23 protein-coding genes, 1 tRNA gene and 1 pseudogene are annotated in these 25,508 nt (G+C 46.5%); 8 read left to right on the plus strand and 17 right to left on the minus strand.

Translation table 11 applies throughout. The features are described from left to right. Window positions 1-23 precede the first annotated feature (23 nt). Window positions 24-3,245: a type I restriction-modification system endonuclease gene (gene hsdR / locus NLX74_RS14695; protein WP_254329159.1), complete on the minus strand. Its 3,222-nt coding sequence runs from the start codon at window positions 3,243-3,245 to the stop codon at window positions 24-26. A 265-nt stretch (window positions 3,246-3,510) separates the two neighbouring features. On the opposite strand from hsdR, the pseudogene NLX74_RS14700 reads away from it, so the two are divergent. Beyond that, window positions 3,511-4,425: pseudogene (locus NLX74_RS14700) on the plus strand (IS256 family transposase); the annotation flags it as partial. A 211-nt stretch (window positions 4,426-4,636) separates the two neighbouring features. Here the strand turns inward: NLX74_RS14700 and NLX74_RS14705 are convergent. Continuing rightward, window positions 4,637-4,710 (minus strand) — tRNA-Arg (locus tag NLX74_RS14705). 174 nt (window positions 4,711-4,884) lie between these two features. Here NLX74_RS14705 and NLX74_RS14710 point away from each other — a divergent pair. Continuing rightward, window positions 4,885-5,178 (plus strand): magnetosome magnetite crystal formation protein family, encoded by a 294-nt coding sequence (locus NLX74_RS14710; protein WP_254329160.1) that lies wholly within the window; start codon window positions 4,885-4,887, stop codon window positions 5,176-5,178. 319 nt (window positions 5,179-5,497) lie between these two features. Here NLX74_RS14710 and NLX74_RS14715 read toward each other — a convergent pair whose 3' ends face one another. Next, a complete protein-coding gene (locus tag NLX74_RS14715) occupies window positions 5,498-5,857 on the minus strand; it encodes a hypothetical protein (protein ID WP_013311672.1) in 360 nt (119 codons plus the stop codon). A gap of 163 nt (window positions 5,858-6,020) precedes the next feature. On the opposite strand from NLX74_RS14715, the gene asnB reads away from it, so the two are divergent. Continuing rightward, on the plus strand, window positions 6,021-7,865 hold the full coding sequence (gene asnB / locus NLX74_RS14720) for an asparagine synthase (glutamine-hydrolyzing) (RefSeq protein WP_254329161.1): 1,845 nt from the start codon (window positions 6,021-6,023) through the stop codon (window positions 7,863-7,865). A gap of 167 nt (window positions 7,866-8,032) precedes the next feature. Here the strand turns inward: asnB and NLX74_RS14725 are convergent, their stop codons facing one another. The 3 genes from NLX74_RS14725 to NLX74_RS14735 form a co-directional block, all read right to left on the minus strand. Continuing rightward, window positions 8,033-8,665 (minus strand): XTP/dITP diphosphatase, encoded by a 633-nt coding sequence (locus NLX74_RS14725; protein ID WP_013311674.1) that lies wholly within the window; start codon window positions 8,663-8,665, stop codon window positions 8,033-8,035. Continuing rightward, a complete protein-coding gene (gene rph, locus NLX74_RS14730) occupies window positions 8,665-9,426 on the minus strand; it encodes a ribonuclease PH (protein WP_013311675.1) in 762 nt (253 codons plus the stop codon). Before rph ends, NLX74_RS14725 begins: the two co-directional genes overlap by 1 nt. 92 nt (window positions 9,427-9,518) lie before the next feature. Then, window positions 9,519-10,577, minus strand: a complete 1,059-nt coding sequence (locus tag NLX74_RS14735) for a GerMN domain-containing protein (protein ID WP_069290244.1) — start codon at window positions 10,575-10,577, stop codon at window positions 9,519-9,521. A gap of 151 nt (window positions 10,578-10,728) precedes the next feature. Between NLX74_RS14735 and NLX74_RS14740 the strand changes: the two genes are divergently transcribed. Together NLX74_RS14740 and NLX74_RS14745 are read left to right on the plus strand one after the other, a co-directional pair. After that, the gene (locus NLX74_RS14740; RefSeq protein ID WP_039272599.1) at window positions 10,729-11,286 is read left to right on the plus strand and encodes a phosphatidylglycerophosphatase A family protein; all 558 of its coding nucleotides are present in this window, start codon (window positions 10,729-10,731) and stop codon (window positions 11,284-11,286) included. 77 nt (window positions 11,287-11,363) lie between these two features. Then, window positions 11,364-11,801: a GNAT family N-acetyltransferase gene (locus NLX74_RS14745; RefSeq protein WP_250260547.1), complete on the plus strand. Its 438-nt coding sequence runs from the start codon at window positions 11,364-11,366 to the stop codon at window positions 11,799-11,801. A gap of 143 nt (window positions 11,802-11,944) precedes the next feature. On the opposite strand, the gene NLX74_RS14750 is transcribed toward NLX74_RS14745, so the two are convergent. The 5 genes from NLX74_RS14750 to NLX74_RS14770 form a co-directional block, all read right to left on the minus strand. Beyond that, complete coding sequence (locus NLX74_RS14750; protein ID WP_254329162.1) at window positions 11,945-12,736, minus strand: SDR family NAD(P)-dependent oxidoreductase; 792 nt, start codon at window positions 12,734-12,736, stop codon at window positions 11,945-11,947. Window positions 12,737-12,841: 105 nt separating this feature from the next. After that, window positions 12,842-13,480: a TetR/AcrR family transcriptional regulator gene (locus NLX74_RS14755; RefSeq protein WP_235308541.1), complete on the minus strand. Its 639-nt coding sequence runs from the start codon at window positions 13,478-13,480 to the stop codon at window positions 12,842-12,844. Between the two features lie 219 nt (window positions 13,481-13,699). Next, on the minus strand, window positions 13,700-14,335 hold the full coding sequence (locus NLX74_RS14760; RefSeq protein WP_254329163.1) for an NAD(P)-dependent oxidoreductase: 636 nt from the start codon (window positions 14,333-14,335) through the stop codon (window positions 13,700-13,702). A gap of 77 nt (window positions 14,336-14,412) precedes the next feature. Continuing rightward, entirely contained in the window at window positions 14,413-15,423 is a 1,011-nt protein-coding gene (locus tag NLX74_RS14765; RefSeq protein ID WP_254329164.1) for an MBL fold metallo-hydrolase, read from the minus strand. A gap of 22 nt (window positions 15,424-15,445) precedes the next feature. Continuing rightward, window positions 15,446-16,231 (minus strand): class I SAM-dependent methyltransferase, encoded by a 786-nt coding sequence (locus NLX74_RS14770; protein ID WP_254329165.1) that lies wholly within the window; start codon window positions 16,229-16,231, stop codon window positions 15,446-15,448. A gap of 343 nt (window positions 16,232-16,574) precedes the next feature. Between NLX74_RS14770 and NLX74_RS14775 the strand changes: the two genes are divergently transcribed. Then, window positions 16,575-17,453: a DUF72 domain-containing protein gene (locus NLX74_RS14775; protein WP_254329166.1), complete on the plus strand. Its 879-nt coding sequence runs from the start codon at window positions 16,575-16,577 to the stop codon at window positions 17,451-17,453. Here NLX74_RS14775 and NLX74_RS14780 read toward each other — a convergent pair. Genes NLX74_RS14780 through NLX74_RS14800 form a run of 5 tightly spaced genes read right to left on the minus strand, consistent with a single transcriptional unit; the run spans window position 17,445 to window position 22,484 of the window. Then, window positions 17,445-18,560 carry a tetratricopeptide repeat-containing glycosyltransferase family 2 protein gene (locus NLX74_RS14780; protein WP_254329167.1) on the minus strand — a complete coding sequence of 372 codons (1,116 nt, stop codon included), beginning with the start codon at window positions 18,558-18,560 and terminating at the stop codon, window positions 17,445-17,447. The two genes, NLX74_RS14775 and NLX74_RS14780, sit on opposite strands and share 9 nt — an antisense overlap. Continuing rightward, complete coding sequence (locus tag NLX74_RS14785; RefSeq protein WP_254329279.1) at window positions 18,557-19,432, minus strand: class I SAM-dependent methyltransferase; 876 nt, start codon at window positions 19,430-19,432, stop codon at window positions 18,557-18,559. The genes NLX74_RS14780 and NLX74_RS14785 overlap by 4 nt, the downstream gene beginning before the upstream one ends. Continuing rightward, window positions 19,425-20,774: a nucleotide sugar dehydrogenase gene (locus NLX74_RS14790; RefSeq protein WP_254329168.1), complete on the minus strand. Its 1,350-nt coding sequence runs from the start codon at window positions 20,772-20,774 to the stop codon at window positions 19,425-19,427. The genes NLX74_RS14785 and NLX74_RS14790 overlap by 8 nt, the downstream gene beginning before the upstream one ends. A gap of 2 nt (window positions 20,775-20,776) precedes the next feature. After that, window positions 20,777-21,757, minus strand: coding sequence for a polysaccharide biosynthesis protein (locus NLX74_RS14795; RefSeq protein ID WP_254329169.1), 981 nt, complete (start codon window positions 21,755-21,757; stop codon window positions 20,777-20,779). 19 nt (window positions 21,758-21,776) lie between these two features. Then, window positions 21,777-22,484: a glycosyltransferase gene (locus tag NLX74_RS14800; RefSeq protein ID WP_254329170.1), complete on the minus strand. Its 708-nt coding sequence runs from the start codon at window positions 22,482-22,484 to the stop codon at window positions 21,777-21,779. 216 nt (window positions 22,485-22,700) lie between these two features. On the opposite strand from NLX74_RS14800, the gene NLX74_RS14805 reads away from it, so the two are divergent. Both NLX74_RS14805 and NLX74_RS14810 read left to right on the plus strand, forming a co-directional pair. Then, a complete protein-coding gene (locus NLX74_RS14805) occupies window positions 22,701-23,414 on the plus strand; it encodes a GT-D fold domain-containing glycosyltransferase (RefSeq protein ID WP_254329171.1) in 714 nt (237 codons plus the stop codon). A gap of 258 nt (window positions 23,415-23,672) precedes the next feature. Further along, entirely contained in the window at window positions 23,673-24,800 is a 1,128-nt protein-coding gene (locus NLX74_RS14810; protein ID WP_254329172.1) for an SGNH/GDSL hydrolase family protein, read from the plus strand. 222 nt (window positions 24,801-25,022) lie between these two features. Here the strand turns inward: NLX74_RS14810 and NLX74_RS14815 are convergent, their stop codons facing one another. Further along, window positions 25,023-25,439: a hypothetical protein gene (locus NLX74_RS14815; RefSeq protein ID WP_023990042.1), complete on the minus strand. Its 417-nt coding sequence runs from the start codon at window positions 25,437-25,439 to the stop codon at window positions 25,023-25,025. Window positions 25,440-25,508 lie beyond the last annotated feature (69 nt).

Consider the following 25,508-nt stretch of genomic DNA (forward strand, 5'->3'; position numbering starts at 1 on the left):
AATCTATAATTTGCCACAGCTTTTTAACTAGCATATAAACTCTCATTAATTAACTTCACAATTTGATCGACTTCTTCACCTAGTTCTTTCTTCAAACGATTATATCCGCCCTGACTTTTAAATGGCTCTTCTGAAAAAGCATCTTGTGGATTCGGTGAAAGAACAGGCATTTCAATGAGTTGCTTCTCAATTCGTTCTAGCCATTTACGCTGTCTCGGTGTCCAATCATGCATAGAATATACTTTTTTCATTGCATTTTTCACACGTGATTCAGTAGACACTAAAGCTTCACCTAATGCTGCTTGACGAATGAAACTAATAATATCAGCTGCAATTTCTTCATTCTTCGCTTGTTTCCATGCTGTTTGTAAATGATCTTGCTTAAAGTGCTTTGTTGCTAAAATAACTTCAATTTCACGTAAGTCTTTACGAGTTAAGTCTTTCGGTCGTGTACACACAATTTGAAGTGCAGGGATTTCATTCATATTTTCTCGAATGAACTGTACAAAACCATCTAAATAATCGGTTGGTCGCTCGTTACCTTCCCCGTACCCACGTTTTACATCCGTCACTTCATCTTCATGATTTGCAATGACTTGTAGCTCTTTCTTCGTTTTATATGTCGCTACATAATCAAACAATACGCTATGATTCTGTGCTTGCTCAGGTGTGTAGGTTTGTAATTCTTTCGCCCATTCATCTACTGTTACACCTTTTGAAAGTTGCTCAAATTGTCGTTTTGCCTCATTATTGAATGTTTGTTTCTTACGTTGCACCTTTGCCACTAATTGATCTAAAAAGTGCTGTGCCTCATCTTGCGTCTCTGCTTGTATAAAGGATTCATGCAGCTCTGCTATTGTTACCTTTTGCTGCTTCACAACAGGCTTCATATCTGTATATTGCTGTAACTGATTATAGATTCCCACCGCATCAAAAATACGGAAATGAGATTTCTCAATCTCTGGACATAAACGAGTAGCACGCCCTAACATTTGATCGTATAGAATACGTGACTTTATACGGCGTAAGAAAACAATGTTTGTAATCTTCGGTACATCAATACCTGTCGTTAGTAAATCGACTGTTACGACAATATTTGGTAAGCGTTCATTTTTGAAACGTTTAATCATTTCATTGGGATGATAAATAGAACCTGTAATTTTCACAATTGCATCATCTGATACATCATCACCGTTTTCCGCAAATGCTTCTTTAAGTAAACGAACGATTAAATCAGCGTGTTGATCTGTTGCTGCAAAAATTAATGTTTTTTCTTCGCTTTCTGGATCAATATAATCAATTAATTTCGTTAAAACTGCTCGGTTAAAGCCTTCTGTAATCACTCGTTTATTAAAATGCTCTACTTCAAATTTCAGTTCATCTTCTAGCCGCTCTAAAATGATTTCGCCTTCTTCTGGATCATAAACCTCTACTTCTTCGCCTTTCTCAAACGAAATACCATGCTGTTGTAATTCCGTTTCAAATAAATAAGGTGGCTCATGGTCGACTAAATAGCCATCTAAAACCGCTTCTGTATAAGAATATTTATAAATAGGTGAACCAAAAATTTCTGTCGTATGAAGTGCTGGCGTAGCTGTCAGACCAAGCACTGCCGCATCGAAATAATCAATAACTCTGCGGTATTGGCTTACATAATCATTTTGATCTCGGAATAGTAGCTCATCATCTGTCATTTCTCGGTCACTTGTATAACCTCGGTGTGCTTCATCGACAATAATAAAATCATATTGCCCAACAGAAGGTAATTGCTCTTGATCGCTATAGAATAAGCGTCTTACTATGCCTTGAACTGTTGCAATTTGCACCTTTGTTTCCACATCTGGTGTCATATCTTCAAGTGATTTCACATCATAAATCGATGAAAACGGTAAACCATTTTCCATCTTAGAATCTTTTAAAGCATCTGCCGTTTGTTGACCTAGTGAATTACGATCGACTAAAAATAATATTCGACGACATTTCTTCGCTTTAATTAAACGATACATAAGAGCGATTGCTGTACGTGTTTTCCCTGTACCTGTTGCCATTGCAACAAGCATTTTTCTAGCTCCTTGCATTAATGCTTCTTCTGCTGCTAATACCGCTTTTTGTTGGTAGTCACGTAAACCAAACTTCGTAACATCCTCGTTTTTTAAGCTTTCATTTGCTTGTCTATCATCCACGTCTAATAGCATCTTTAAATCTGATGGTGAGTGCCAACCTTCTAAAGCATGAGATCGCTTCGTTTGATTACGTGCATCCCAAAACCAAATACCCGATTGATCTTCAAGCTGTCTTAAATACGGTCTACCATTAGAAGCAAAAATAAACGGCACTTTATATTCTCCATTTTGTGGCAATAATTCAATACCTTCTATTGCTTGTACTTCACGTGCATATACTTTTGCTTGGCTTTCAAGTGCTGATGGAATATCACGATGCTTTGCTTTTGCTTCGACAATACCGACCAATTGCAGCCCAATGAATAAAGCATAATCCGCATATTTCGAACCAACTTTCCATTCTGCTATCGCCATATTTTTATTTTTTTCGGGCATCGTTTTATGTTTCTTTTGATTATATTTTTCTGTATCAACAAGCCAGCCAGCTGCACGTAATTTATCATCAATTAAAATACGTGTTTGAGCTTCTGATAAACGATGCTTTTGAATATGTAGCTTTGATTTTTCTTTACGTCTTACACGTACATCTTTTGTAATTTCATCCTTTGTAATTGTATCAAGCTGCGTTAGAAGTTCTTTTTCCTTTTTAGCAATTTCTTCTTCTAAAGCTTGCACCTTCAATTGAAGCTCCTTAGAACTCTCTTCTCTCTCTGGCTCTCTATATGTAGGTGCGACAAACTCCCAATCAATATATACTTCCATAAACCAAATCGAGATTTGATACGCTAATGCTAGTAACTGTTTTGCTTCTTCTGTCGTACCATAGGATGCTTCATGAGAAGCGGTATTCCCTTTTCTGCGTAACGTGTGGAATATATCTAACATTTCTGGCTCTGCTAATCCTTCTTTTTTCATTGTATTTAAACGGTCTACTTGCCTTGTATCATACGCTTCACGAATGTTATCAGATGCTAAAACAGCTTTTGCAATTGATTCACCTAATAAACGTAATTTCATAATGGAAGTATGCGGATCATTATATAAATTATGCTCGGCACTTTCTCCAAGCTTCGCTAATACTTCCCATTCTCCTTTAAAAAAAGAAAAGTTACTCATTATCATCATCCACCACTTTTCTAAGTATTTGATCTAATTGTACTATAATAGGAATTATTGGACTAGGAGAACAAACATTTCAATAAAGCTTATCGTTTCGAAATTTTAGTCGTGGTATGTGTTCAGAGCGAGTCTGTAAAATATATTGTGAAAACTCTCAAACCCATTAAAATGGAAGTAAGGGAAGGTTAGAGAAACACATAGGACTTTGGTCAAAGGAGCAACTTCGGAAATTTATTAAGGTGAACAAACTTAATCACTACACAAGATATCGAACGTAACTGGCATCGAAGAGCAAATCATTGCTCTGTATGCCAAAGGCATCAGTACCAAAGAAATTCAGGATCATTTAGGACAGATGTATGGTATTGAAGTGTCTCCTACGCTTATTTCCAATGTTACAAATAAGATTGTCGCTTTCATTAAAGAATGGCAGAATCGGCCTCTTCAAGGTGTTTATGCAGTCGTCTATCTGGATGCCACCCACTTCAAGGTCAAACAAGACGGGGCCATGATCAACAAGGCCGCCTACATGGTCATTGGCATCGATTTGGACGGAAACAAGGATGTGCTAGGCATGTGAATTGGTGAGAATGAGTCCTCAGTTCTGGCTGAGTGTGCTGAATGAACTCAAGAATCGTGGAGTTCAAGACATTCTCATTATCTGCGTGGATAACTTGTTCGGGTTCTCTCAGGCAATTGCAGTCTGCTATCCCCAAACTGAAATCCAAAAGTGTGTCATTCACCAAATCCGTAGCTCCACTCGGTAGTTTCGTACAAGGATATTAAGAAAGTAACTGCCGACTTAAAGCCCATTTACAAGGCAGCTACCGAAGAAGGCGCCTTACTTGAACTCGACCGTTTTGAGCAGGTCTGTGGAGCCAAATATCCCCTTATTATCCGTTCTTGGCGAACCCATTGGGATGAGCTCGCTACCTTTTTTAAAAACCCGCTAGAGATTCGCAGACTCATCTACACCACCAATAGGATTGAAAGTTACCATCGCCAACTTCTTAAGGTGACGAAAGGAAGAAGCATCCTTCCTACCGATGAAGCCTTACTTAAGATGCTCTATCTGGCTACCATCGACGTCACTCGAAAATGGACAGGTCGTGTCCAAAACTGAGGCCAAATGTTGCTCCAGATGTCGGTCTTTTTTCTCGATCGGGTCGGTCAACACTTGCGAAAAATCGCTACTTCCCCCTCGGGGGAATCTGTGCCTAAAAGAGTTTTCACAAAATTTTTGACAGACCCTCCTTTTCAGAGAATCTGTCCCACTTAGCTTGACAATCCGTAATATAAAAAAAAGGGATTCTGCATCAGTGACCGAAGCCCTGACCGAAGCCCTAATTTCTCACAAATCCATTTATATCAACGGTTTGTGACTGATTTAATTACGTCCCAGGAGGGATTCGAACCCCCGACCGACGGCTTAGAAGGCCGTTGCTCTATCCAGCTGAGCTACTGGGACAAGATGCTGATCAATAAAACCTTATGTATTCAGCGCATTGATTATTATATCACATTTCGGGCAACTGTCAAAAGCATTTTTTTATGATATTGGGAAGCTGGCTGCAAAAGGAATCATTTGGACGCTAACGGGGTATTATGTACAAAGAACCATGCATAAAGGAGGGGTTAATCTGTGAGAGGTCTTTTGTCGTCACTTTGTTATTTCAGCATTTTCTTCGCACCTTTTCTAGTGCCTGTCATTGTGTGGATTGCAGTACGGGACGAATATGTTCAGGGACATGCAAAAAAAGCTATTTTATCGCATATTTTCCCCATTATTGCGGCAATTCCGCTCGTGTATTTTATTATTACGGCGAATCATGCAGGTTCAGTGATCGGTTTTGTACTGCTATTCGTAGTGATCTATCTCGGGGTTTTTGTTTATAACATCTACAAAGGGATTATGACGCTGCGTGAAGCGGCTTAGTTCAAAAAGAAGCCTCCTACATACCGCTAATTTGGCGGGATACGGAGGCTTCTTTAGGGTCATTTTTGATGAGTTGCTGTTGCTATATGGTTCAATGGCTGCTTATTTATTACCAAAGCGTTTAGGACTTCTTCGTACTTCATGTCTTACGTTTTTCTCCAGCACTTCTTCCGCGAACTCATTGTTATGAATATAACTGCTGCCTCTGTTTTTCTTATAATTCGCTTTGCCGTCTATGATTTTCCCCTCCTTTCACGCTGATCCGGCGATGGCGCCGGGGCCCAAATCAACAAAAGCCGAGGCATAGCACACCATATCCTCATGCCCCGAACTCCTTGGCGAACTCTGTGCTGAGCTGCCCATAGGAGAGCAATTCTTTTTTAAACTTCTCTCGCTCCTCACCAGCAGTAATGTGTGTAGAGTCGGTAAAAGCCTTGTCTGTCACTTCCTCAAATGCCGAATGCAGATTATTGTCGTACCAATCCAGCTCCAGATCGGCGTCATTGCGGATGATCCGTACCATGTCATAGTCATGCTGACCATCCGTCTGATCCTTGGCCGTAATATAGACCAGCAGTTCCGGGTCATCTGCAGCACCGGGCCGCACCTCTACCTCAGCACAGCGCACTCCGTCAAGTTCAGTGAACCGGCGTATTTTGGCATCCTTGATGTAGTACATGGTCTCCCTCCTTCCTTGCGAGTAGACGGGTTGCCCCATCTGTAGTTTTCGGAACGGACAGACATTTTATGCTTCATTTCGGCATATATACTGATGAACTGGGGATTTAGTTTTTGATTCATTCCAACACTGGATGAACACGACAAAGAGAGGATGAACAGACATGTGCGGAATTACAGGTTTCATACAGTGGAACGGAGACTTAATGCATCAATCTGAGCTGCTGCTGAATATGACACAGACGCTCTCTGATCGCGGACCGGATGCTGCGGGTACCTGGATATCCAACCCGTGTGCCTTCGGACACCGAAGATTGAGCGTTATGGACCCGGAAAATGGCGCTCAGCCCATGATCCGGCAGCTAGAGGATATCACTTATACAATTGTATATAACGGGGAAATATATAACGCGCCTGAGCTGAAAAAAGAGCTGCAACAGCGCGGGCATTTTTTCCGTACACAATGCGACACGGAGGTGCTGCTCGAATCCTATATCGAATGGGGCCCTGAATGTGTGGATCGGTTAAACGGCATTTTTGCGTTTGCGGTCTGGGATAGCGAGCGGGAGCAGGTATTTCTGGCACGGGATCGGCTGGGCGTGAAGCCGTTATTTTATAGCCAGACCGAAGAAGTATTCGTATTTGGCTCAGAACCCAAAGCACTGCTCCAGCATCCAGCGGTAGAGGCAGCAGTGGACGCCGAGGGATTAGCCGAAATTTTTATCGTCGGGCCTGCACGTACCCCCGGACACGGCGTCTATTCGTCCATGAAGGAGCTACGCCCCGGGCATACGCTAACCTACAGCCGCGACGGCGTGCGCATTCAAGCCTACTGGACACTGGAAAGCATTGCGCATGAGGATAACACCGAAGAAACGGCACTTAAGGTACGAGAACTGTTGCTGGATACGGTGGAGCGGCAGCTCATTTCGGATGTTCCAGTCTGCACCTTATTGTCTGGCGGGCTGGATTCAAGCGCTCTATCCGCATTAGCTGTCGATTATTACAAACGTACCGGGCAGGGACAAGTTCATACGTATTCGGTCGATTATGTGGATAACGACAAGCATTTTAAAGCCCATGCGTTTCAACCCGGAGCCGATGCCCCCTGGATTCAGCGGATGGTGGATGAATTAGGGACAAATCATCACTGGATTGAATTCGATACGCCAGAAGTCGTAGCAGCTCTGAACAACTCCACACTAACGCGTGATTTACCCGGAATGGCGGACGTGGATTCGTCGCTTTATCTCTTTTGCCGGGAGATTAAAAAAGGAGCTACGGTCGCTATTTCCGGCGAGGCTGCGGATGAAGTTTTTGGCGGATATCCTTGGTTCCACCGGGAGGATATGCTGAATTCGGGTACATTCCCGTGGGCAGTTGCACCCGATATGAGAGCCAGTCTGTTGTCTCCTGAGGTACGGGACTGGATCAAGCCGCTGGAGTATTTGAACGATCGCTACTCAGAAGCGGTAGGAGAAGTGCCGAAGCTACCGGGGGAAACAGGAAAAGCTGCGCAAATGCGCGTCATGTCCTATTTGAACATCACCCGCTTTATGCCTACTCTACTGGATCGCAAGGATCGGATGAGTATGGGAGCCGGACTGGAGGTGCGGGTGCCGTATTGCGATCATCGATTGGTACAATATGTATGGAACATTCCGTGGAGTATCAAGATGACAGGCGGACGTGAAAAAGGTATTTTGCGCAAGGCGCTGGAGGGCGTACTGCCGGATGATGTGCTGTATCGCAAAAAAAGCCCATATCCCAAAACGCATAACCCTTCCTATCTTGAGGCTGTGAAAAAGCAGGCGCTGCAGCTACTGGATGATTCCTCTTCCCCACTGCTCAAGCTGATCGATGCGCAAAAGGTACGTGATATTGCCGCCTCACCGGAGGCATCCACCAATCTGCCTTGGTTTGGTCAGCTGATGTCGGGTCCCCAGTTGTTCGCCTACTTGGCTCAAGTGGATAACTGGTTGCGCACTTACAAGGTTGCTATTCGATAAGCTACGCTGAATGCTGAAGCAATAGAGCTTCTAAGCGGCAGCGCAATTTTTCGCTGTGTACTATATGGGGAACAGAAAGTACCAAAAAGGCTATCCGCAGCTTATGACTGACGGATAGCCTTTTTTCGTTATGTGAATGGGGGATGATTTCGCCCCTGTTACCAATGCTATGCCTGTGGATTACCCAACTTTGTTGCCAAATCACGCAGAGCTATCCCTCGGTGACTGATAGCCTGCTTTTGTTCCAACGTCAGCTCGGCCATTGTCTTTTCAAACTCTGGCAAATAAAACAGCGGATCATACCCAAACCCGCCGCTGCCGGCGGTTTCAGTAGTAATCCAGCCCTCCACAGAGCCTGTCGATTCCAACGTCTCGCCAGTCTGCGGATTATATAGAATCAAGGTACAGACGAATTGAGCCGGGCTTAGCAAAGGCTGTCCCGTATCATCACCCAGCTGCTTCGATTCTAGAACGTCGAGCAGCTTAATATTGTTTTCGTGATCGCTGGCACCTTCTCCAGCATAACGGGCAGAGTATACCCCCGGTGCACCGTCCAGCAAGTCCACGCAGAGGCCGGAATCATCGGCCAGTACGGGCAAACCGAGCACATCTCCAACCGCTTTAGCCTTTTTCAGTGCATTTTCGGCAAAGGTTTTGCCATCTTCAACGACATCAGGAATGTCGGGATAATCGTACATGCTTCTGACTTCCTTGCCAAACGGCGCAAAAGCATGCGCAAATTCCCGCACCTTTCCTTTATTTTTCGTAGCGACAATGACGACCGGGCCATCCAGCCGCATTAGGCGCCAGCTCCTGTACGTCCAGCACCGATCTTATCAGCAATCGGTCCAAGCACTTCTTTTTGGCGCTCAATCATTTGCAGAATCCCTTGTTCGCCTAAGCTAAGCAGTTGATCCAATTCGTTACGGTCAAATGGGCTTTCTTCACCTGTACCTTGCAGCTCAACATATTTTCCACTGCCAGTCATGACAAGATTCATGTCTACTTTGGCCTTGGAATCCTCTTCATAGTTCAGATCCAGCAACGCTTTTTCACCAACAACCCCTACGCTGACGGAAGCCAGAAAATCGGTAATTGGAAAAACAGGCAGCTTGTGCTGGGTGGCAATTTTATTGACCGCAATCGCCAACGCTACGAAAGAACCGGTAATTGAGGTTGTGCGTGTTCCACCGTCCGCTTGAATGACGTCACAGTCCAACGTAATCGTCCGTTCACCAAGCGCCTGCAAATTGACCACCGAACGCAACGCTCTTCCAATCAGACGCTGAATTTCCATGGTGCGGCCTGTCAGCTTGCCACGAGCAGCTTCACGCTGATTACGGCTATGAGTCGCACGCGGAAGCATGGAATACTCTGCGGTCACCCAGCCCTTTCCTTGTCCCTTCATAAAGGGGGGTACGCGTTCTTCTACAGTAGCCGTGCAAATGACTTTCGTCTCGCCAACCTCTATAAAAACAGAGCCCTCCGCGTATTTATTTACTCCTGCTGTCAATTTCATCGGGCGCAGCTCATCACCGTTTCGTCCGTTAGATCTACTCATGCTTTTTCCTCCTACGTCGTATGCAACCTGTTCTTATATGTTTATTTTACCAAAGTGTGCAGGCAAAAGCACCCCAAGGACGATTCCCGCCCTTAAAGAGGGATTTCGTTAATATGTTGCGGCTTGGCTACAGGCTCTCCATAATTTTGATTATTTTGTCCAATTACGCTTTTTTCACCATTCAGTTCAATCCGAATTTTTGTTTTGACCGCATCATCTGAATTGTCTGCCGCTGTCAGCACAACCGATTCCAAAAATTCAGCAGGCACAGCTTCTCCTTTAGCAAACATATCATCTGAGAGAGATACCGTAATTACGTTGTCTTTGGAACGTTCTACCGATTTCAGCGCCGTCTCCCCTGTCATCACTTCTTGTAACCCATCTTTGGTCTGCGGCCCTTGAATCAATTGATGCAGTGCTGACTGGACACGATCTTTCTCAGGGCTAACCAACCGTGTTACAGGTACATAGTATTGAACTCCAGCAGGAGAAGAAGAAGAGAAATACACAGTGACTGGACTGGAATCCAGGGGTGTCACGCCATGACCAATTTCCAAATTAATACCTACTGCACGCGTCAATGGATGATCCAGCGGTGTGCCGCCAACAGGCATTTCGTTCAGCTTTTTGCCCTCCACCCAGATCTGTACGCTCTCAATATCAGGACGGTCGGTTAGGGTCCAAGTCAAGCTCTCCATTAATTTTCGTTCTTCCTGTGGCTTATAGTTGGCGAAAGATTTGTTGAATTCGACAACAGCCAGCTTGTTGTTCTTGTCCACTGTCACACTTTTTACTTCTGTACCCTGGGGTATTACCCCTTTAAATCCCTCTGGTAATAATCCAGCATACGGCCCGCCCTCGACCAATGTTTCCAGCGCTGACTTGGCATCTGCCTGCACATCGCCTGTAGCAATCGGTAAAGATACCGGGGCCAGCAAACCGTTATGATCTTGCAAAAAAACAGCCCTCAGTTGACCTGTACTGGCAGGTGCTTTTCCGGTTACAGCCTTAATCATGGACTGCTCTGTCGTGGACGGCGGGGGGTCAATAGATGCTGATTCGTCGCCGAAAAGGCTGCAGCCTGACAACAACAGGGGTAGGGATAGCAGTCCAGCTACAGAGGTCATACGCCATGGGTGTTTTATATTCATAAGTGAAGTTCCTCCCTAACAATTTTGTACAGATTGTACTAATATGTATACGAGCCTCGCGTAAAAAATAACTACTTTTTCAGCAGACTGGACACACTGGTCATAATTGCAGTAGAAATCAGGATCTATACGAGGAGGGAATTTCAACTTTATGGACAAGAAAAAAGCACCATACAGCCTGAATAGTAAAAAGGTAGCCGATGCCACCCGCGAGTTGCTGCACAAGCGTGGTGTACACCTGACTGAAATCGCAGAACTGGTCATGCTTTTACAAAAAAAATATTACCCGACCCTAACGATGGAAGAATGTATTGAGAATGTGGACAAGGTGCTGATGAAGCGCGAGGTTCAAAATGCAGTGCTCACGGGCATCCAACTGGATATCCTTGCCGAACAGGGCGCTCTTCTTCCCCCATTGCAGGACATGATTGAGAATGATGAGGGATTATACGGAGTGGACGAGATTCTGGCCTTCTCCATCGTAAATGTGTACGGCAGCATTGGATTTACCAATTACGGTTATGTTGATAAACTCAAACCCGGTGTGCTGGAACGCCTGAATGATAAAAGCCTTGGGCCGATCCATACGTTCCTGGACGACATCGTGGGCGCTATCGCAGCTTCGGCCAGCAGCCGTATCGCCCATCGCAAACAGGCAGAACGCGAGCAGGAGCTTGGGGAAGAAAGTGCACCGAATACAACCCGTTAAAAAAACAATAACACCCTAAATTATAAACAACACGTTAGAATATAACAGATATAGACAAGCTTAGAGGAGAACTAGACATGGCAAACGTAACTGAAGGATATACATTCCGTACGATGCAGGCTGACGATTATGATCAGGCCATTGAGCTTTGGAATGGCTTAGACGGATTAGGATTAAGCGAGGCTGACTCACCGGAGCGGATTGCACGCTTTTTACAACGGAACGAAGGACTTAGCTTTGTCTGTGAGTACAATGGAAACATTATAGGCACGATTTTAGCGGGTCACGATTCTCGCAGGGGGTTTTTGTATCATCTGGGTGTAGCCACAGCACATCGTGGTCAAGGGATCGCGCCCAGACTGGTGGATAAGGCGTTATCTGCTTTGCTGAGAGAAGGCATTGATAAATGTCATCTGTTTGTAATGGAGCATAACGCAGGGGGTCAACGCTTCTGGTCAGCTAACGGCTGGGAGAAACGGGATGGAATTTTACTATATTCCCGAGGGCTTGAATAGGGTCTAAGTGCTTGATCTATACAAATAGGAACGCCGGGTCTGATTCAAGTCGAGTTAGAAACGATCAGACCCGGTGCATAAAACTCACAACATATTGATTAGCAATCCTGACATTTCAAGCCCAGATTACCTTCATTCATAAATTACAATCCATTTTTTGGACGCAGTGCACGTTCTACAATTCCCAGCGTGGATTGACGAGAGAATAACCGGGATACCTGAGCTACCCAATAGTTCTGGCGACCGGAAATGATGTGACTACGCCCCTTTTCAAATGCTCTCAACGCGTTCTTCACAACGGTTTGGGGAGTTTCCCTAATTCCAACTGACGCTTCACTTGCGCCAACAATATCAAAAAAAGGCGTTTCTGTTGAGCCTGGACAAAGGGCCAGAACTTTAAGCCCCCGTTTCCGATTTTCGGCCCATAGCGCTTCAGTAAAAGAAAGCACAAATGCTTTGGTTGCTCCATACACCGCCATATAAGGATCGGGCTGAAATGCAGCTGTGGAAGAAACATTGATTAATCCACCATCCCGCTTACGCAATAAATCAGGCATAAATGCATGTGTGATGTCGACTAAAGCAGCCACATTGAGCATCACTTCCTCATGCTGTCGTTCTCCTGAAACCTGCTCAAAGTATCCATAGGTGGCAAAACCGGCGTTGTTAATCAAGAGATCTACCTTCAGCTGTTGCTTTTGAACCTCCTGATGCAATGCTTGTGGTGCTCCTGGTGTGGAAAGATCCATCGCAATCACCGTTGCTTTTACGTTAAATTTAGCTGAGAGTTCTTTAGCCAGCGTCTCTAATTTGGTTTCATTGCGTGCTACCAAAATGAGATTACATTTCTTAGCTGCGAGCGAATAGGCAAAGGCCTCGCCAATCCCGGATGAAGCCCCTGTGATCAGAGCTGTTTTGTTTGCGTACATAAACATGATGATAACCTCCATAGTATCATAGTTTTATTTCAGAAACATTGTTACCACTACTCTATAATGAACTGAAGTCATCTACTATGACGACCTCAGTACACTTCATATTTACGATGGGGATGAGGATGTTTTAAATGCTACGAGCATATTCTTCAGTGTAAATGTATACACTCCTTGAGCCATATCTACATCTGAAAAATGACCTGCAAACTGAAGATGTATGACTCCATGTAAAGCAGACCACAGCATTCGGACAACCAACAGCGGATCTTCCTCTTTCAGTGCCCCTATCTCCATAGCATGTGTGACGGTGTGCAGAATTCGTGACAATGCCGTTGTGGTACCCTCCAAGCTCTGTTCATCCGGCTTGAAATCAGATAATGCACCGCCAAACATCATTTTGTAATAAGCTGAATGAAGCTGCGCAAATTCCCAGTACGCCCAGCATAGAGCTTCAAGATCAGCGAGTACGCTTTCGGTAACAGGTACTTGCTGGAAGGATTCAGCCAATAGCCGACATCCATCCAGGTACATCTCATTGGCAAGACCGTCCTTACTGCCAAAAATACTGTAAATGATCTTGGTGGAACAGCTTAATTTCTGCGCAACTCGCCGCACGGTCACGGCCTCTGGCCCTTCTTCCGCAAGAAGGATGCATGCCGCATCGATGACATTTTTACGTAGCAATTGCTGCTGCTGTAGCTTCACTTCCGAATAGGTTTTATAGGGATGCGATGGCTCGGACATGATTCAATACACTTCCTTTTGCTTATTAAGAACTGTCGCTTGATGCTACTATAATAAATTAAAGATCTACACAAGATTTTAGGAAACAGTGTTTCCGTTAAGAATCATAGTATTCTAAGCTTGAGTATTTGTCAAATGAAAAAAAGAACGCAATGAGTAGGTACACTTACCGCGCTCTGGTTGAATACTTAAAAATGAAGCTATTTTTGCGTTCTATGATTAGTAGGCAATGCCTACCCGTGTACGGATAAATTCGTAACTCTTGCATTGACGATAGGTAAAATCAGCCGTATCCGCGGTGGTAATTTGTGAGCCACCTTCAGGCAAAAAATCTTTTTCCACACGATAAATCCCTGTATGCTCTCCATCTGGCAGATAGGTTGGACATACGATTGTCCAGTCTAGTGCTGATTCACGCAGCAATTCGTACACTCGCCGATGTTCCTCGGCCGCACGAGTGCTGCGTCGCCGGGTCTCGGAGGACTCGTACCGATACAGGTCCGGTTCGGTCCGGCTTTGTAAAATCCCTGCCGTTCCTACCGTAATGAGCCGGGAAATGGACTGCTCCTGCATGAGCCGGATCAGCAGGGCTATATTAGCGGATAAGGTAGTCGTTCCATCCGTATTCAGCGCACTGATCACAGTCGTCGCCCCACCCTTCAGCGCTTGTGCTACGTCCTCTGCATTAGTGGCATCGCCTTGTACGATTTGCAGCTGATTCCCGTATCCGGGTGCGTAATCCTCCAGCTTGTCCGGTGAACGAACAAGGACCGTAACGGCATGGCCGTCCGCTAATGCATAATCTAATATGTACCGTCCTACGCGTCCGGTAGCTCCCAGCAGCAGCAAATTCATAAAATCCTCTTTTCCGGCATGCATGCCGCTTGTCATGTTGCTCTTGTCATGTCACTTTGTTGGTTAACTTTCCGCGACTATTGACGGCAAAGGGGATAGAAGCGCGTGATTGAGTCCGTCTCGCTCATAGAGGCCCGTTCACGGCGCACCAGTTCCACCAGATGAGCCAGCGTCTCGGACATGGCAAACCTTAGCTGGTGAATACCCAGCTTGCCACCGAACATGGCCATGCACAGCTCATAGGCTGTGCTGCCCTCCGGTTTGATCAGCTGCTGGAATTTCTCCAGCCGTTCTTCATGATGCGCCAGCAACGCTTGCGTCCGCTCCCGAAAATAACCAAACGGATTGCGGTGCCCCGGATATGCCCACGCTACCTCCAGCTCGCCTAGACGCTGCAAGCCGTCTACATAAGACTTCAACGGCTGGGCATCACTGTCTGGCAGCAGACTGATATTAGGAGAAATCTGCGGCAAAACTGCGTCACCGCAGAGGATAACGCCGCTATTCGGGTCATATAAGGACACATGTCCGGGCGCATGTCCTCCTGTCTCGACGGGGAGCCAACTGCGTTCACCCCATTCCAGACGAGCGTCCATCCCGGTAGGAATAACGGTAATCTCAGGCTGTGGATTTACTTGCAAATATGCCTGCCGCATATGTAATTCCAAGGCCGACACTAGCTCCAAAGGAAAGCCATGCTGGACAAAAAAGCTGGGAAGCCTGTTCTCCATAGCGACCGTCGACTCTGGAGCGTCCCACATCATCATCGCTTCCTTATGGCTTCGAGCTGACATATGTACACGAGCCTGACTTTGCTGCTGCATCCAGCCCGCCAATCCGTAATGATCGGGGTGATGATGAGTCACCACAATGTCAGAGATATCCCCAAAAGACATCCCCAGCTGTTGGAAGACATGCGCCCATTCTGCCTCAGTGTCCATATTGCGCGGCCCCGGGTCTACAATCGTAAAACCGTGCTGTCCCTTGAGCACATAGCTATTCACCCAGCGCAGCGGAAAGGACATGGGTATTTTGACCTGAAAGCCTCCGTCTATTCGCTCACACGGTGTAAGCTCTGGCAATTTCATGGCTTCCATCCGCCTTTCTGTTTCAAGCCCGCACGCCGACAAAAATCATTCGAGGCGAAGCATCTTCAATATATTGATCTTCATTATAGCTTCCGTGTACCTGCTCTACAGATAGTCCGGCTTGCTCTAGCAATCCACGAAACTTTTCATATGGATATAGCTTCACTCGTTCATGATACACGCGCGCAGGTTCTCCCTCAGTAGGAGTCGTGCCCAGAGCAGAGGCTACCTCAGTGCCCGCAACGGATGCAGCTGACCGAATCGCAATTTGTTTTTTCACAAAGCCATCTTCAATGACCCGATGCTCCTCAATCCAGTTCCCTTCATCCTCCCGTGACGAATGCGGTACCAAATGAGCGGTTACATAAGCAGGGTTCAAATAATCTATGATAAAGCGTCCTCCCGGCTTCAACAGCCGATATATTTCCTTTAGTACTTTTAGCTGCTCCTCATCCTTTTCAAAATAACCGAAGGAGGTGAACAAATTCATCACCGCGTCATAGCTTTCATCCAGCGGCACCTCTCTCATATCCCCTTGATGCCAACTTACCCGCCCTTCGGAATCAGCTGCACGTGCCTCTCTCAGCAGCACATTGGAAAGGTCTACACCTGTCACCTTATAACCTGCATCTGCGAGCGCAAGCGAATGACGGCCCATCCCACAGCATAAATCCAATACGCTGGAGCCTTGCGGTAATTTGAGCCAGGAGATCATTTTTTGCACTTCCTGATAGGCTCCCTGAAAGTCGCGATGCTTGTATACCAATAAATAATCTTCCCCAAAGCTTTGCTCGTACCATTCTGCCATATCGTTTCTCCTCCATGAACTCATTTCGCTCTATTACATACTATATTAGCTTTTTCAAACTGGAAACTCAAAAGCATTACGAATAAGGGTTTTACAAAAAATCCTGAGCAACAAACATGTTACAATAATCGTTATTTGAATCCATTTCATAATACCTTCAGTAGCTTTAATAAAGAGTACATATAGATCAAAATGGTTTAATCATTTATGAAATGGATTCATTTGAGCTTAAATATTCATAGGAACTTCATACCAACTTCATGTGATTCACCCCATTTTATCATTAAAATGATTCATGGGAACGCCTTTAGAAGGATTCATAAGAGAAAGGAGCGGGGAAGTTATGATTCAATTTGGACTTACGGGTTGGGGCGATCATGATGACTTGTATCCAACCGGCACCAAAGCTAACCAAAAACTAAGCGTCTATGGAAGCCATTTTCCGGTAGTAGAGATGGATAGTTCTTTCTATGCAGTGCAGCCCACAGATCGTATGGCACGCTGGGCGGCGGAAACCCCTGACTCTTTTTCATTTCTCGTCAAAGCCTATCAAGGTATGACTGGACATACCCGCGGCAAGCAGCCTTACTTCAAAACAATAGATGCCATGTACGAAGCACTGCATGCATCTATACAGCCTCTTCGCGAAGCGGGCAAGCTCAAAGCCGTGCTGTTTCAGTACCCACCCTGGTTCGACTGTACACGAGAGAATGTCGCTGTACTGCGAGACACGAAAAAAAGGATGGGAGAGGTCCCATCCGTACTTGAATTCAGACATCAAAGCTGGTTCACACCCGATTTTCGGAAACAAACGCTGGCATTCATGCGTGAAGAAGGCTGGATACACAGCGTATGCGACGAGCCGCAGGCGGGACCGGGGTCGGTTCCCATTGTGCCGTTGGCTACAGACGGCAATCTGACAATCGTACGTCTCCACGGACGGAACATATCGGGCTGGAATCAAAGCTCCGCGCCTAATTGGCGGGAGGTTCGTTATCTCTATCGGTACAATGAACAAGAATTGACCGAATGGAGAGACAGATTGCTGGAGCTGGAACAGCAAAGCCGTGAGGTATGTGTTATTTTCAATAACAATTCAGGTGGAGACGCCGCTGCTAACGCCAAGCAGCTCATGACCATGCTTGGCATGGACCCTCAACCTTTTCCCCTTCGCAAGCCACCCAGAGAGGATAACGGACCGGAACAGCTTGAACTATTTTGAGGAACGGGCTGAGGGTGGGGAGTTGGAAATAGCCTCCTTGAGCTTACGTGCATTATCCAGTAAATGCGCGTCGTCGGGTAAATAGCGTAAAGCGGTTTGGTTATGCTCATACGAAGCGTCCAGCTGACCTACATGGGCATAGCAATAGCTAAGCCGCACATGAGGTAACCAGCAGTAGCATGGTAGTGGAACAGGTCGCATACCCGGAAGGTGATGCTGTTGCTCCAATGCCTTTTCATACCAGTATGCGGCGGTGGTCCATTCGTTTCGTGTGAAAAACCAGTCACCGATCATGCAGCACAAGTCTGATTGCGGTACATCGTATCGAAAGGAGCGTAACAGGCTATCCAGCTGTTGCTCCGGCTTCCCGAGGTGAAGATAGCATTCTGCCGACCGCGCACAAGCGGTAATCCGATCCTCACGGTAGCCGCTTGGCTCCTCCAACAGATGGTTGAACGCCTCTGCCGCCTCGGAATATTCTTTACGGTCAAAACATTCATTGGCGTGCAAATACAGCAGACGCCCCTCCAGCTTGCCGCTTTCGCTGATCCACCGGGCGAGAATACGTTGGTTACGGAGCGTGTGGTCTTGCATTCGGCGGTGAGTTACTGCCACATCCGAATGCACGATTTGCCCCTGAGGTATCACCAGATCCTCATGCAGACGCCCTTCCCAGCGGTATTGTCGCTCACGCTTCACGAGACGGATACGGCGTGAGGTGAACAACAGTTCACCCTGCTCCCCCTCTGCCAAATGAAGTGGCATTACCACTGCGTCGATATCCATTGACAAACGCCGCTTCAAGGCACGCAGGCGCTCACGGTCCGGCTCCAGCAGCACATCGTCCGCATCCATCCACATGATGTAGGAACACGCCGCCTTGTCAAACGATTCATTACGGGCGGCTGCAAAATCATCCCTCCATTCAAACGTATATAGCCGATCCGTATAGCGGGCTGCTATCGTCTTCGTCTGATCCGTCGATCCCGTGTCCACAATGATGATTTCATCCATCAGGTCTGCGACCGAATCCAGACAGCGGGCCAGTGTCTGCTCCTCATTTTTTACGATCATACACAAGCTGATAGTCATTGGATGCTCAGTCATGACTTCACGTCATCCCCTTTACCTTTGGCTGATTCTGCCGTCGTTTTTCCAGTAGACTCGCCATCAGTATATGCCCCTCTCCTTTCAGCCTGCGTCTTGTCTAACTGTTCGACACGTGCATACCTTTGCAACGGCAAAAGTTGTTCCTCCATATGCCGGATTCGCTGTACCGCCTTGTCGAGTGCGGCCTTTCGCTGATTCATTTTGCGAACATGCTGCTGCTCCACCAGTCGAAATTGCTCCTCGTCCAGTTTCATCCATTCATTCAGATGCTCTACCCCTGGTTTGGCCTCACGCAGTTCTTTCGACTTCTTGCGACCGGCAAAGCACAAATATTTGTGATGCACCTCCAGCGCTTGTGCATCAAAATAAGGATACAACACACGGGAGAGGCTCCCGGCATAGTAAGTCCGCTTGTGATCATGAAACGGATGGTATCCATAAGGTACAGACAAGACGAGCGTTCCCTTTTTATTCAACAAGCGATAAGCATGAGCCAGCAGGGTGTCGGGATGCGCAAAATGTTCCAAAATCTCCCCTAAAATAATGGTGTCAAATCCACCGGGAGGACGCTCAAATTGTGAAATGTCCTTTAACTGAAAGTAGACTCTTCCCCGGACGGGTGCGGATTCCTGGCGAAGTTCTTTTTTTGCATAAGAAATGCTGCCCTCTTCCAAATCAATGGCCGTTACCTTAAATCCTTCCCGCCCAAGCAAAATGGACGTTATGCCCTGACTGCACCCAACATCCAGCACAGTATGGCCCTGTACATGGCGGCAAATCCAGTGAATTCTATTGCGGGTGGCTTCATGGGACTCTTCCGAATTGATTTGCCCGTAATAACGTTCATTTACCTGATCACGGTTAGCCAACAGCGGCGCCCCCCCCATCACCGGGATGCCCCAAGATGACGACATGTCCACCTGTACAATGTGCAGTCGCATTACGTGTATCAAAGACCAGCGGGGCATGGTCGACCAGCTGTTGGTAATCCACCACAGAATGGTCTGTCGTGATGACTACGATATCTGCACTTTCCCATAACTGGGTATTTGCCGTTCGAGAGGAGATTGCTTCACCGTTCAGCTTAAAGCTCGATACATATGGGTCGGTGAAGCTCACCGAAGCTCCCAGTTTTATTAGATGTTCAAACAGGACAAGAGCTGGGGATTCCCGAACATCATCAATGTCCTTTTTGTAGGCCACACCTGCCAGAATAATTTTGGCTTTGTTTATGGCTTTACCTTTCTGAGCGAGCATGGCTTCAATTCGCTCCGCGATATACAGCGGCATACGCCGGTTCATGCGATCTGCCAAGTCCACGAATTCCAGTGGAAAACCATGCTGCTCGGATTTCCATGACAAGTATAGCGGATCAACCGGGATACAGTGCCCCCCGATGCCAGGTCCCGGATAAAAAGGCATATAGCCGAATGGCTTGGTTGCCGCTGCATCCAGTACCTCCCATATATTGATGCCAATTTTCTCACAGGCGGCTGTCAGCTCATTAACCATTCCAATGTTGACGCTGCGGAATGTATTCTCGAACAGCTTGGCGGCTTCCGCCACGGTTGTCGAGCTGACTGGTACAATCTGGTCCAAAAAGGACCCATAAAAACCTACTCCCGCTGCCAGACAATCCGGTGTGCAACCGCCGATCACCTTGGGTGTGTTGCGAATGTTAAAATGAACGCTGCCCGGATCAACACGCTCCGGTGAAAAGCACACATAAAAATCCTTACCTACTGTCCAGCCCCTGCGCTGCTCTATCACCGGCCGAATCAGTTCCTCGGTCGTTCCCGGATAGGTGGTGCTTTCCAGAATCAACAGTGTTTGTCTACGCAAATGAGGTATGGCCTGATCAATAGCCGTTTCAATATAGGACGTATCCGGCTGGTGTCCGTCCGTCAGTGGCGTAGGCACGCAGATCACAACGACATCCGCATGCTCCAACACCTTGATATCCGTAACCGGATGCAATTGCTGCCCGATCAGACCTTCCAATGCATCATCGCCAATGTCTATGATGTACGACTTTCCTTGAAGCAGCTTGTCTACTTTGACGGGATCGGAATCCACACCATATACATCATAACCAGCCTTTGCCATTTCCACTGCCATGGGTAGCCCTACATAACCGAGGCCGATTACCGCAACCTTTACAGTTCCTTTAGTTATTTTTTCCATAAGCTGCAAAATACCCACCTCTCTCATCGTTACTCCATGCCTCTCAATAGCTCAGCAATTCCAGCGCGGTTCATCAACTCATCGTCCGAGCGATATTGATCGAAGTTCACTCGTTCCAATCCACCATATTGGCTCAGTAAGCGTTCGTCTGCTTGCTGGGGAAGAATAACAAAATAACGATCATCATAGCGATACGTGTGCGGCACCTCATAGGGCGAAATCAGCACCTCATGCAGCTTTTCCCCACCACGTATACCAATTCCCTTCACTTTCAACGCAGGCTGCCCCGCCTGTTCTTTCATCACTTCTGCCAGATCTGCAATATTGCAGCCCTTCATTTTCATCACAAGTATCTCTCCCCCAATCGCCGTGACAGAAGCCTTCAGCAGCAAGCCAATCGCCTCTCCGAGCGTGAGGAAAAAGCGTGTCATATCTGGACTCGTCAGCGTTAAATCCTGCCCTTCCGCGATCTGGCGTTTGAACAGGGGCACGACACTTCCACTCGTCCCCAGCACGTTGCCGCCACGAATACACACAAAGCGAGTACGCTCACTTAAAGTGTTGGCGCGGATCATCAGTCTTTCACCTATCGCTTTCGTCATGCCATATACATTCACCGGGTCTACCGCCTTGTCTGTAGAGACATCAATTACCTTGGCGACTCCCTGTTCAATACTGGCCCGGATCACATTTTCCGTACCGTGTACGTTCGTCTTGAAAGCCTCTTCCGGCTGTCTCTCACACACGGGGACATGCTTTAATGCCGCCAAATGGAATACATAGTCCACTCCGCGACATGCCTCCTGCAATGCCTGAAGATCTCGAATATCTCCAATAATGAAATTCAGGCGCGGATCAGATTGAAATTGCCGCTGCATGGCAATCTGTGCAAATTCACCGCGTGAGAAAATGCGAATTTCCGTCGGTCCCTCCTTTAGCAATTCAGCAGTTAGGCGTTGCCCCCAAGATCCTGTTCCTCCGGTCACCAGCAGTTTTTTTCCTTTGAACAATATAATCTCCTCCTGACCGTTATGAATTGGCAATGCCTGTTCCCAGAAATTCAGCCAGCACAGCATTCATTTCATTCTCTGACAGCCGATCCTTCTCTGGCACTTTTTTCACCGAAGTATTGGCGGCATGAATGACGTTCACATAGTTGCGAAGCGGAATGACCTCATGCGGCAGCTCCGTTACATATCCGTGCGTACCCTTCCCAGGTATAACGACACGGTAATCATTTAGAAAATCCTCCACTTGATAGCGAAACACATAAAAAGAAGGCGAACGGTGAAACACCGGTGCCATCTGCCCCTCAACGGCATCCCACAGGTAACCCATCTGGTTCACCAACGCAACCGTCTCCGGTTGAAACTTGTAATCATGCAACTGTTGTACAAATGACTGGTGATACAAATCGTCAGAATCAATTCGAGCAATGAGCAGTTCGTCCGCGTCTTCGATATACGCATTGATACGACGTTTACTTTCGATGCTCGTACCAAAACGAATATAGTCGGGAATGGGCTCATGCTTGGCCAGCTCCTCTTCCACAATGTCACTGCATCCGCCCGCCAGCTTGACGACAGATAAGAAATCCGTATTTGTCTGACTGAGTAAACTACGCAGCGTAAAGGTTCTGAATATATCCAGTCGCTCACTGATCCACTCACGTGTCAGGCGGTTGGGGTTCATCCCATAGTTATTAAAATTAATTTCAATTACAATCTTGCGATTCATTGATCTTCCTCCCTTTCAACCGTCTTCTCTCAAGTTATGAAGACGCTTTTGAAACGGCACGTACAGATGCAACGAATCTTTTAAAAATAGGTAGAATCCAAAAAGAATAGCCGTTCATACAAAAACCTTTTCGCTTTCGACATATGATAGATTACAAAGTTTTTTACTCCATCTGAAAAGTTGAACAAGCAGGGAACGACAGGGAGGTAACATGATATGACGAATCCAAGGTATCTGGAGATTGACGAGGTACTGAAACGTTTGAAGCTGGCACTCGATCAGCACCAGTCCTTTTCGCTCATTCGTATTGGGGATGGTGAAAATTTGGTGTTGTCGCAGGACACCGTCTGGCCGATGGAAAAGGTATTACAGGAACGTTGGGCGGTCAAAGCCAATCTCGGTCAAAAGGGACTGTTTCTACCGAATACGAAACTACGGGACGCGGTGGCTGAGGCAGTGAGCAAAGCCAGCATTGCTGGCATTTTGCCATATGATGACGAATCTATTAAAGCACCATCCTATATGAAGCGGGAGCTGACCGATCAGGTTTTTGCTCACTATGCTCTTTCCCCCGCGCTGACTTGCCATGCTTGCCTGAATCGGTATTTGGCTGAGACACCCGCTTTCTGGGACATGCTGAAAAATCGACGCATTCTGCTAGTCACCCGAGCGGCTGCTGAAGTAAAGCCTGTTCTTGAGGCCGATCCGTACAAGCTGCATATCGCGCACACGCTGGCATTTCATCAATATGAACAAATGCCTGAAACACTCCAATGGATCGCAGCACACAAAGATGACTTTGATATTGCGCTGTTCTCTTGTGGTGTCAATGCCGTCGTGTTAGCACAAAAAACAGCAGAGCTAACAGGAAAAATAGGTATAGACTTCGGCAAGGCGATTAATATCGTCATGTTTGGCAAAGCTAATTAATAGATAAAATAATATTTGTGAAAAAATCCACTTAGCAAGTAATCTTTGCTCCGTATATCAAAGAAGCACCAGCAAAATTCAATGGGCTGGTGCTTTTTGATATCATATGTTGTTCTAAAGTCCGTGATCGAAAAGAATAATCCATATAAAGCTTTGGGCCCTTGCTTGTTTAGAAATAGAATTTGAGATTTCCTGTCACTTCTTTTACAATATTACATAAACTAGCATTCATTTAGATATCACGAGGAGGGTGTTAAAATGTCACATAACAAGAGATTGAAGACATACCCACTTACAAAAGCAAAGCATGTAAAGGTTCATGGTCGAACTACGCACACACGTACACCTCTTACTCTGTTTTGGACAGGCAGTGGCATTGAATTAAATATCAAAGGCTCAGAGCTATGGATTGAAATTGAGGCCGATTACCAGGTGTATGAACCCTGGATCAGTATTGTCATCAATGGTGTTCCGATGAGTCGCCTGATGGTGACCGCAGGACGACATTGGATCTGTGTTTTGAGAGGGTTGAACCCTGATACGGTCAAAAATGTCCGTGTAGTCAAGGATGTCCAGCCTATGAGTTCGGACTCGCGCTGCTTGTTGCAAATCCATGCCCTGAAGGTGGACGGGGAATTACTGCCAGTCACTGATAAGTCCCTCAAGGTGGAATTTATCGGTGACAGCATTACCTCGGGAGAAGGAACGATTGGAGCGAAGGAGGAGACAGACTGGGTTCCCATGCTGTTCACAGCACTACGCAATTATACAGCCATAACAGCCGAAGCACTGAATGCGGACTACCGAGTGTTATCACAAAGCGGATGGGGTGTCCTAACAAGCTGGGATAATAATCCGCATGCAAACATACCCGCATATTATGAGCAGGTATGTGGTGTGCTAACCGGTGAGAGAAATGAAGCATTAGGGGCATTTTCAGATCATGATTTTACCTCATGGCAGCCGGACGTGGTCGTAGTGAATTTGGGGACTAATGACGGGGGAGCCTTTTATTCTCCTGCATGGACGGACCCAGCAAGCGGGAAAGTGTACAAGCAACGCTTGAACGAAGACGGTACATTCAATGAAGAGGATTTACAAGATTTTGAAAGCGCTATCGAACGTTTTCTTGTCAAGCTTCGGACCTACAATCCTGCTGCCCATATTGTGTGGGCCTATGGGATGCTGGGTACTCCGATGATGCCCTCAATCTACCGAGCGGTAGACGCATACAAGAAAAGAACGAGGGATCGGAATGTGTCCGTATTCCAACTGCCTAACACGACGGAAGAAACGATAGGATCTCGCAGCCATCCCGGGCTCTCCGCCCATGCCAAAGCAGCAGATGAGTTGACAGTGTATTTGCGAGAGATTCTAAAGAGATAGAATCCGAGAAACACAATCAACTCTGTAGAACACGCTCATAAAGGAAATTACAACAACTAGGTCAATTGTGTTCTGGGTGTTGTGGTTAAAAATTATGGCCATGAGCCTGCGGCAAATGTCTGCCCCAGACTCGTGGCTGATAAGCTCAGAGCGCAGCGACCTAATCATAGGAGAACTATGAACAGTCAGTGAATTCTAACAAAAAATCCTTGTCTGATATCTTTACAAAAACGGAGTCGAAGCAATGCCCGTGAATACCTCTGGACCATTACGAACAGTGGTCGATACACCAGAAATATAAGAAGAATATACGGTCTGTATTGCCCAGGGAGCGGACAAATCCTGTGCATTAAAAGCTTGCGTTTCATTAGCCCCAGTCACGCCCAGTACCCCCTCGGCGCGGTAGACTACCTCGCTCGGATCATAGTCGGCTCCACGTACGATTTCAACCGCATACGTATCGCCAAGCTCACCGATCAGACCAATGGAACCACTAAAAGTTACAATCGGACCCGGCACAAGAAAGGTTCGCAGGGTGATCAAACCGAACCGCTCCGGTATAGGACCCAGCTGTATATCGGGACCCTCACCTGTTTTTGATGAATTGGTGGAGCTTCTCATATCCAGAAAAAAACCCATACCCTATCCCTCCAAATTGCAAGATACTCCATGCTATGCAAGAAATTCTTTAGCGTATTGGACAAATTA

Source organism: Paenibacillus sp. MZ03-122A (assembly GCF_024213325.1).
GTDB lineage: Bacteria > Bacillota > Bacilli > Paenibacillales > Paenibacillaceae > Paenibacillus > Paenibacillus polymyxa_B.